General features: G+C 38.8%; 4 protein-coding genes and 1 pseudogene. 1 reads left to right on the top strand and 4 read right to left on the bottom strand.

The features are described 5' to 3' along the window. Positions 1-33 precede the first annotated feature (33 nt). On the top strand, positions 34-1,845 hold the full coding sequence (locus HMPREF0671_RS11055; RefSeq protein ID WP_025073257.1) for a reverse transcriptase/maturase family protein: 1,812 nt from the start codon (positions 34-36) through the stop codon (positions 1,843-1,845). Between the two features lie 112 nt (positions 1,846-1,957). Here the strand turns inward: HMPREF0671_RS11055 and cas2 are convergent. The 4 genes and pseudogenes from cas2 to dnaK all read right to left on the bottom strand — a co-directional run. Beyond that, positions 1,958-2,152 (bottom strand): annotated as a pseudogene (gene cas2 / locus HMPREF0671_RS12120) (CRISPR-associated endonuclease Cas2); the annotation flags it as partial. Continuing rightward, positions 2,149-3,036: a type II CRISPR-associated endonuclease Cas1 gene (cas1, locus tag HMPREF0671_RS11050; RefSeq protein ID WP_036900634.1), complete on the bottom strand. Its 888-nt coding sequence runs from the start codon at positions 3,034-3,036 to the stop codon at positions 2,149-2,151. The pseudogene cas2 and the gene cas1, both read right to left, overlap by 4 nt. An 8-nt stretch (positions 3,037-3,044) precedes the next feature. Further along, positions 3,045-6,713, bottom strand: a complete 3,669-nt coding sequence (gene cas9, locus HMPREF0671_RS11045) for a type II CRISPR RNA-guided endonuclease Cas9 (RefSeq protein WP_036900632.1) — start codon at positions 6,711-6,713, stop codon at positions 3,045-3,047. 1,081 nt (positions 6,714-7,794) lie between these two features. Beyond that, positions 7,795-9,720, bottom strand: coding sequence for a molecular chaperone DnaK (dnaK, locus tag HMPREF0671_RS11040; protein ID WP_036900630.1), 1,926 nt, complete (start codon positions 9,718-9,720; stop codon positions 7,795-7,797). Positions 9,721-10,057: the final 337 nt, after the last annotated feature.

Below are 10,057 nucleotides of genomic sequence, written 5' to 3'. Positions count from 1 at the left end.
CTCAATATTGTCAAACGATAACGTGTGAGACGTATGAGAAATCCAGAGACCATATTAAACAGTTTATCTGCACATAGCAAAGATGTGCATTACAAGTACGAAAGGTTGTACCGCATCCTATTCAATGAACAGATGTTTTATGTAGCCTACCAGCGCATTTATGCGAAACCGGGCAACATGACACCTGGTTCAGACGGCAAGACCATTGACGGAATGAGTGTTGATAGAATAGGACATCTGATAGCTGCGCTAAAGGATGAAAGTTACATGCCAACGCCTGCCCGAAGAGTCTATATACCTAAAAAGAATGGGAAGAAAAGACCATTGGGCATCCCATCAATTGAAGACAAGATGGTGCAAGAGGTCGTTAGACTTATTCTTGAAGCTGTCTATGAGGGGCATTTTGAGAACACCTCGCATGGATTCAGACCAAGAAGAAGCTGTCATACGGCTTTGCGTTCCATCCAAACTCTTTTCACTGGTGCGAATTGGTTTATCGAAGGTGACATCAAAGGATTCTTCGACAATATTGACCACCATATTCTGATTGAAACTCTTCGTGAGCGCATATCAGATGAAAGATTTCTTCGACTGATATGGAAATTCCTAAAGGCAGGCTATATCGAAGATTTTACATTTCACAAGACGTATTCGGGAACTCCTCAAGGAGGGATAATAAGTCCTATCTTGGCTAATATATACCTTGATAAGTTCGACAAATACATGCGTGAATATGCGGAATCTTTTGACAAGGGTAAGAAAAGGCGGGAAAACCCACTCCACGCAAGTTATAGTCGAAAGGCTGTAAGATTACGCAAGGCTATCCGAAACGCCACTAATGAAGACACGAAACGTAAATTGCTGACACAACTGAAAGAGATGGAAGCAAAGACACGGAGAGTGCCGGCATCTATGGCAATGGATAGTAACTACAAGAGACTTAAATATATCAGATATGCCGATGACTTTCTAATCGGTGTAATTGGTAGTAAAGCAGATTGCGCAAGAATGAAAGAGGACTTTACAAACTTCATGAGAGACAAGCTAAAACTTGAATTATCCGAAGAAAAGACCTTAATCACTAATGCACAGGATTCTGCAAAGTTTCTTGGGTATGAAATCTCTATCAGAAAATCCGAGGCCATGAAGCGAAATAAGCTGGGATGGTTGAAGAGACCGTTCAGCGGACGCATAATGCTGACTCTGCCTATTGCCACAGTCCAAAAGAAATTATTGGAACTGAAAGCAATGGAACTTAGGGTAATCAATGGAAAGGAAATTTGGTATGCCATGCCACGCAATTACCTGACCAAAGAAGACCCTGCTACAATCTGCGCACGCTATACAACTGAAATCAGAGGATTGTACCAATATTATAGGATTGCGGACAACATCTCTTATGCAGGAAGTAAATTCGGTTACATAATGCGATATAGTTTCTGCAAAACTTTGGCAAAGAAACTAAATTCATCAACTGCCAAGGTTATACGAAAGTACAGAAGAGACCATGACTTGGCGATACCCTACCAAGCAAAGAAAGGAGAAACCAAGTTCCGAATATTCTATAATGATGGCTTTGCGAGGCAAGAGCCGGACAAAGACGCAACCTGCGATAATCTACCTAACACATTTGTACTTCCTTTCCCTACTCTTGCGGAGAGACTTATGGAGCGCAAATGTGAATTGTGTGGAGCAACCAATGTCAAGACCATAATGTATCAAGTCCGTAAACTCAGAGGTATAAATACCGATACTGAATGGCACCGACTGATGATTAAGAAATGGCGTAAGACATTGGCTGTATGCAAACATTGTAATGCAAAAATTCATGCCCATGACAAATAAACTGATATTACCAGTGGAGAGCCGTATGCAGGGAGACTTGCACGTACGGTTCGGGGGCAGGCCATGGGAAACCTACCACCGAAAGGTGGCAAGGCACCCATTGCCGAGCCTACATATGTACATTTGCGCTTTCAAGAGAACCACAATATCGAATATACACACTATACTGATACATGGTAAATCCATCTTTCTCAAGTTCTTTCCTGAATCGAGTATGATTTTTACGTTCTTTAGCTGTTAAAGTTGGTAGATCAAACATCACAAACAACCACATAATATGATAACAATTTAGTCGGATTTCACTCATCTTATTTCTGGTAATATCAATTTATTACTTGTTTTGGCATAACATCTTACCAATGATGCCATTGTCAAAGAGAGACCAACTGAAAGCGGACGTGTTACTTTCTTAAAATAAGTATCATAGTATAATAGTCTAATTAGTTCTGCTTTGGTTTCTTTATTCAACTCCTCTTTTCCTTCACAATAGAGATTATAAACTATTTCATCAACAAAGGGACGATATGGTTCCATCAGATCATCAGCTAATGGAAAAGCATTGTTTCGATTTCTATGAAAGAGTCCAATCGCTGGGAATAAGCCTGATGACATCAAGGAGCGGGCTACAGCCGATCGCAGTATAGTATATCCATAATTTAATAGACTGTTAATACTGGGCATATTTCTATCGCGTAGAAAGTCCTTGCCAAATAATTCTGACCAATAAACTTTTGCAGCAATCCCTTCTCTATTATCGGCATCGCCAGATTTTACGTTCATAAACAAAGGTTTTAGTAGCTCACCTCGTTTGCCGACTTTATTTAATAGTAACGATTGATTACGGATCTTTGCTTCTACAATCTGTTTCCAAACATTCTTTTTCAAGACCTCTCCAGCATTCATTTGGTTTCGTATGGTTTCTCCTTGTGTTGTATTTGTATCTAAGTTTAATAGCATTGAACATGGCATACCTTTACTATTACAAAAGACTAATGATACGTTGTTTTCTGATAAAAAATTCATTAGTGGTACGGTCAATATCACTTGTGGATGTTCTACCATTATAAACCCTAAATCTTCTATAGGAACAGTATGTAGCTCATCAGGGTGTTCCTTCAAAGAAATAACTAACTGTCTATCTTTCATAGAAAGCATGGCAGGAGATGTAAAAACCAAACTACGTTTCAGCATATTATGCGTTATATTAATTCTATATTTCCCGTTACATCAATATTGAAGTCTATGTTTTCTACCAAAGCATTAAATTGGGTGTGAAGCATAGTAATTGCTGGACGAAGAGCTTCACCATTCTTAAAAGCTCCATTTTTTGATTTTATATCCTTAGAAGGTCGTGCTTCTTGATGATGTCTCAATGATAAGACGCCATATTCACAACCAGATACAATCATGGAGCTCATTCCTACAAGTTTGTATAACCTCCGACAAATATCTTCTTTTTTTGTGAAATCTATTTCTTCTTTGTTCTCTTCGTACAGAATAACCATTGTCCCATTTGTTAATGTTGTTTTCAATGGGAAGCCATGTTTAATACTCTTTTCGGGTACGATGGTAGGATAATCTCTTCTATCTTGGCTACGTTTAAAGAAATTAGCAGCTTCAATATTCTTTACGACTTCGAAATCTCGCTTAACCTTTCCTTTTACAGTTCCTTCATAGATGGCAATCAGGTAATTAATGTCATTAGATACATGGAATTTCCGTTTGTACTCTTTACTAGAACTATCGCGATGTGTACGAATATCTATAGGCTTCTTGATAGATTTTGCATAGCACCTAACTTTCTTAATCAATACACCTTTTTCTTTATTCATATAAATAGGAGCATTGACAGCTTCCTTAAAATTCTTTCCCTCTAATGCTTTCCGTACTGTCTCTTTAACAACATCATCGACGATACTATCAACATCGCTCATTTGCTCAAAGGATGATACAGCTCTTCTTACTACATATTTGATTTCGCCATCTCGTTCAATGGCTCCATAATATGTATCATTGTGTAGACTTCCGTGAGCAGAATCTCCTTGTGCCCAATGTTGTCCTGTAGATGTTATAATTCTCTTTCGTGCCTGTTTAGCCATATTGTTTGGGCTATGGTGTACTACGAATAAGCTATGCTCCAAATCTAATAAGTCTTCCGTGAATGTCTTCCATGGTTTGGGGAATATGGGCTTTATTCCGTGATGATATAGATATTCAGCTTCGTCGTGATAGTATTGTGCCATTTGAGCATATTCATGTTTGCCGATGCAGGCTATTGTAATAGCATCGATGCAATGATGTACATGGTTATTGCGTGATTTCTTCTCATACTCATTTTGCAATCCCCACATTTTCCTAAATTCAGCAGTTGTAGTCCCTTTTACAACAAATACATGACCTTTGTTACGTTCATTCTTATCATGGAATAATGATTTTAAATATAGTCCCGCATATTTAGAAATGAGTCCAATACCTACACCCTGCCTGCGACTGAATCCCTCTGGAATCTCATTCATTGTGAATCGTTCATATTTCCCACGCCAGTAGTCACGTTCTAATTTTAATAAGTGCCTTTTTTGAATTAGCCTGTCTTTTATGTCTTTAGCCATTCCGGAATGAGTACGAATACGATCTATGTCTTTGGATAATTTCTCGTAGCTGTTTTTCCAACCAGCTATTCGTACTAATATGTCTGCGTGATTACCCAGTTGTGTTGGTAATTGAGCTTTTTTAATCTCGCGATTGAATCTGCTGTCACATAATGTCAGATTCATGTCAGTACTATCTCCACCCACACTCTGTGGTATAGTATGTTCTATATCATATTTGGGGGTAGCTCCAAGAAATTCAGCAATGCCTATTTGCTGTCCTGTGTACAAACAAATATGATTTTGTTCTTCCCATAATTTGAATTTCAGAATATCTGTATCTGTTGGTACTATTGCTTTTCCGGTTTCTTCCTTGTATAGATTTGTTATCTCCTCTACATATTTCTTATGTAATTTCTCTTGTGATTTCTGCCAAATAGATATTGCTTTTCGTTTGTTTGCATCATTTAGTTCGCGAGCGTATTCGACATGTATTTCTGTATCTTGATTTATGATTTTATCTTTCAATAACTGGTTTATAACCTTTCTTATCTCATGTAGTGAACGCATAGCCATAGGATTCCGTATGGCGTTAGTACGTGGTGAACCGAGTTGTAATATACCGTTGCTATTCAATCCTGCATCCGGATAGGCCTCTATCATCGAAGGATGATAGAGCTTATCTACAGCTCCATTTTTTAATTCAAAATTATTTTGTAGAAAGTCTTTCACACAGAAATCCAGAGTTTCTTGTAATTTTGTCTCCTTGGGATTAAAATTTTCTATGAGAGGTAGAAGTTCAGCCAATATAAAATTACGTTTTCTTTGCCATATATCAGTTCCTACTATAGTAGGAATATTAGCTAAGGTTACTGCATGGGAATAGACTAGACCCATACGCAAAAATATATTTATCTTACGAATAGCTTTTAAACTAAGCGATGCAAACTTATGAGTCAATTTGATATTTGCAAAAGTGTCTGCTTCTTTATCTCCTAATTGTAATTTTTTACGTCCAAAGTCTCGTAATTTATCTTTTGATGAGAATGAGTACAATACATTCCAAACATCATCAATCATTGCATCTACAGACTTCTGTCCCAATTTTGTGTCAATGGCTTGATATGATTCTGCTATACCCGTTTGCCAGTCTTGACCAAATACGTTTATCAAGTAAGTCGTCGTTGGGCATCCTGAAACACCTTGTGACATCCGATAATTAAACTTATAAGCTTTATCAACAACATCGCCTATATAGCAATAGTTATTTCTGCCCGCTAGTTCTTTGGCAATATCCTCAAAGTCAAAGTTGGGTTTAGATTTTCTGCAAAACAATTTAGTAATGGAGTCTCGTTCCTCTGTATTTAGTACACGAAGTTCTGTATCATAAGGCCCTTGCACCTTAATTGTATTTATAAAACTCAGCATACGGAATTCTTCATATGCAGGATGAGAATCTGCACATCTTGGTTTATTAGGCTCGAATGTACATCTTCCAACAGTATGGCGTTGTGATTTCAGCGGACGCTGAAAATACAACGCGCTTGCTAATTCTTCGATTAGTTTTTTATCTAGCTTTTGTTTTTCGCATATTGCATAAAATTCTTTTTTATAGTGAAATTCACGACTTGTATATCTAGTCCTAAGTCTCACCGTATTGCCATGTTCATTATAAAGTTTATAGAAGTATTCTCCTAAATACTTACATCCTGAAGATTGTATTTCTTCTGTTAAATTAGAAATACCGCATTTTACAGCACCTATTTGATTTTCATCTTCTTCATTATCTAACCTATTACTTAAAAAACCTCTTCGTTGTGCAAGATGATACATGGCTCTACCTACAGTCATGCGATTTGCAGATACTGACATGTCAAGCTCTTCATGTAAGCAGCGATACCTGTATATGTAAGGGTTCTTCCCCTCCTTTTCGTCAGTACGTTGCCATTGTAATAAATCTTTGTTTTGGGGATATAGTTTTCGCGTATGCCATAAATGTAGTTCTTCTTCAGAGACTTGAGGACATAAGTTATATTTCACTAGAACTTTTAATACTTCTATCTTACGTAGTCTCCGTCTAAAGTATAGCTTTCGCAGAGCTCGGTGGCTGGTCCTCTCTGCAGCTTTTGATGATTCAACACCTTTCTCGATTTTTACTCCCTCTTCGAAAATCAGATCACCATATTTAATTAGTGAATATTGATTGTTCTCATCTCTATCAACCACAGCCCAACCTAGGCTATTGGTACCGGAATCCAATCCTAATATGCGCTTTTTCATGTTTTATTAAATTAATGCAATAAAATTATACAAAATATTTGTAACTTCAAAATAAATAATCTATATTTGCAACAGAAAGATTTCTACATCTTATCACAATAAGGCTATATGCCGAAGGATATTTTCCTGTAGCTCCTCTTCGGAGGGGCTTTTTTTGATTCTCATATATGGAGGAAAGATGAGCAAATCATTTCCTCTTTTTTATATTTATACCTAAGTGCTACTAACCTGAATCCTAACTAATTGTCCAATATATTTCTATTTAATATACGCCAATATACCTTTAGTTCCAGTCCTTTTGGTTGGAGTAGAGTTAACTATGCTAATTTTGTATTTGCTAGTTGACTCTACCATTCCAATTCTTTTAATGTCATTATCGAAAAATATTTGTTTTTTGACGCAATGTATAGAATAATTATTTATCTTTGTAGTGAAGTACTAACAGCCGGCATAATCGAGCGGAACATCCTCGCGGATGATAGGAATACCGTTAAGCCTGAATTAACCAGCGGGTGTTAGTATTAATCCGAAGAGGCAGCAAGGACACCACTATCCAACCGTATGACAAGACTTGACCACGAGATGGCGAGTTGAGAATTAAGACGGCGGACGTAAGGACCAAGCTGCTTCGAACATTTTTATCTATGATAAATAAGCAATCCTTTCCTGATTCTGTCATCATGTAATTCGTATCAAAACTTTAGATCTAACTTTTTGTTTTTGGATATTACAGGCACAGACTAAAACAGCACCCTCATAGTATTTGATATAATATCATTGGTTGAAGAAATTATGTTTCTGTTGTCTCTTTTCCTCATCCGCACCCAGCTATACTTTATCAAGTTCTTCGTAATTCGATTTTGAATATACATAGCACTTTCATCTATAGCATGCTTTGGGTGTCAAAATATATAGCGTATATTTCATAATAGTTGCACACATAATTAAGACTATAATAATAATTTGATAGTCTATACATTCTTAATTTATAATACGAAAATAGCAGCAACATAATATCTCTATTACATTGCTGCCATTCACTTATAGTTTTTTATATTCTATCGTTACATTTCCTGAGAGATTACTTCACTTCCTCGAAGTCTGCGTCTTGGATGTCGCTGGCGTTGCCACCTTGGGATTGTTGACCGTCTTGAGCACCACCGTTGAAGTCTTGAGAAGCGTCGGGGCCGGGCTGAGCACCTTGTGCTCCTTGATACATTTGCTGGCTAGCAGTCTGCATCACGGTGTTGAGGTTGTTGATAGCTGTATCAATTGCAGCCACATCACCACTCTTATGAGCATCTTTGAGTTGCTGGAGAGCACTCTCGATACCGGGCTTTTGGTCAGCAGGAATCTTGTCGCCGTTGTCTTTCAAGAAGTTCTCGGTGGTGAAAATCATGGAGTCTGCCTGATTCATCTTGTCCACTTTCTCTCGCTCTTTCTTGTCTGCTTCGGCGTTACTTTCTGCCTCTGCTTTCATACGGTCGATTTCTTCCTTGCTCAAACCACTTGATGCCTCAATGCGGATGTTCTGTTCCTTGCCTGTAGCCTTGTCTTTGGCGCTTACGTTCAAGATACCGTTGGCGTCAATATCGAATGTAACTTCAATCTGCGGAACACCGCGACGTGCAGGTGCGATACCCTCTAAATTGAACTGGCCGATGCTCTTATTCTGTGAAGCCATGGGACGCTCGCCTTGTAATACGTGAATGGTAACGGCAGTCTGGTTGTCTACGGCTGTAGAGAATACTTCGCTCTTTTTAGCTGGGATGGTTGTGTTAGCCTCAATCAGCTTTGTCATCACGCCACCCATAGTCTCGATACCGAGGGTCAACGGGGTTACGTCGAGCAACACGATGTCGCCCACACCGCTTTCTTTGTTCAAGATAGCACCCTGAATAGCAGCACCTACGGCTACCACTTCGTCGGGGTTTACGCCCTTAGAAGGCTCTTTGCCAAAGTAGTTCTTCACCAATGTCTGCACGGCAGGAATACGGCTGGAACCACCTACGAGGATAACTTCGTCAATGTCTGAAGTCTGTAACTTGGCATCGCGTATCGCATTTTGGCAAGGAACAAGACAAGCTTGGATAAGTCCATGAGCCAATTGTTCGAACTGTGCACGGGTCAAAGTCTTTACCAAGTGCTTAGGTACGCCACCTTCAGCCGAGATGTAAGGCAAGTTGATTTCGGTAGATGTAGAGCTTGATAATTCAATCTTAGCTTTCTCGGCAGCCTCTTTCAAGCGTTGCATGGCCATTGGGTCTTTCTTCAAATCGATACCCTCGTCGGCCTTAAAGCCGTCAGCCAGCCAGTTAATGATAACTTGGTCGAAGTCGTCGCCACCAAGGTGAGTATCACCATTGGTAGATAATACCTCGAATACACCGCCACCGAATTCTAGAATAGAGATATCGAATGTACCACCACCAAGGTCGAATACGGCAATCTTCATATCCTTGTTAGCCTTGTCTACGCCATAAGCGAGTGCAGCTGCTGTAGGTTCGTTTACAATACGCTGAACGTTCAAGCCTGCAATTTGGCCGGCTTCTTTGGTTGCCTGACGCTGTGAATCAGAGAAATAAGCTGGTACTGTGATGACAGCATCGGTTACTTCCTGACCTAAATAATCCTCAGCAGTTTTCTTCATCTTCTGCAATACCATGGCAGAAATTTCCTGCGGAGTATATTTGCGTCCCTCAATATCTACACGGGGGAAACCGTTTTCGTCTACTACCTTATAAGGCATGCTCGTTGCTTCCTTACGCGATTGGTCGTAAGTCTCACCCATAAAGCGTTTGATAGAGTATACTGTGTTAGTCGGGTTGGTGATAGCCTGACGCTTAGCAGGGTCACCCACCTTGCGCTCGCCATCTTTTACAAAACCGATAACAGAAGGGGTTGTGCGCTTACCTTCGCTATTTGCTATCACAACAGGTTCGTTACCTTCAAATACGGAAACGCAGCTGTTGGTTGTACCTAAGTCGATTCCAATAATCTTTCCCATAATCTTATATATTTATTTTTGTTATTATCTAATTTGATGTGGACACCAATATCCGCCATCTTATTAACAAACCATGTGCCAAGTGACATAATATGACAGAATGACACAAAACCATTAGGAGTTTATTAAAGACATGGAAATAATTATTGAAGACTAATTACAGCTAGTTGGCAGTTTCCAAATCCTTCTAAATGTTTTTCTTTGTCTTTCTTATTTTCTATATTTATATAGGTGGTATACCGACAATAAGGCTAGAGTATTGTCGGTATAGAGAACTTTCAGTAATTATAATCTTTTTATTGCTGTCTGGTAAAACTTAAATAGCCTATAAATCCTT

Origin of the sequence: Prevotella sp. S7 MS 2, from assembly GCF_000762865.1 — a bacterium.
Classification (GTDB): Bacteria; Bacteroidota; Bacteroidia; order Bacteroidales; family Bacteroidaceae; genus Prevotella.
The sequence above is the reverse complement of the archived record's forward strand: the minus strand, read 5'-3'. Positions and strand labels throughout refer to the sequence as shown.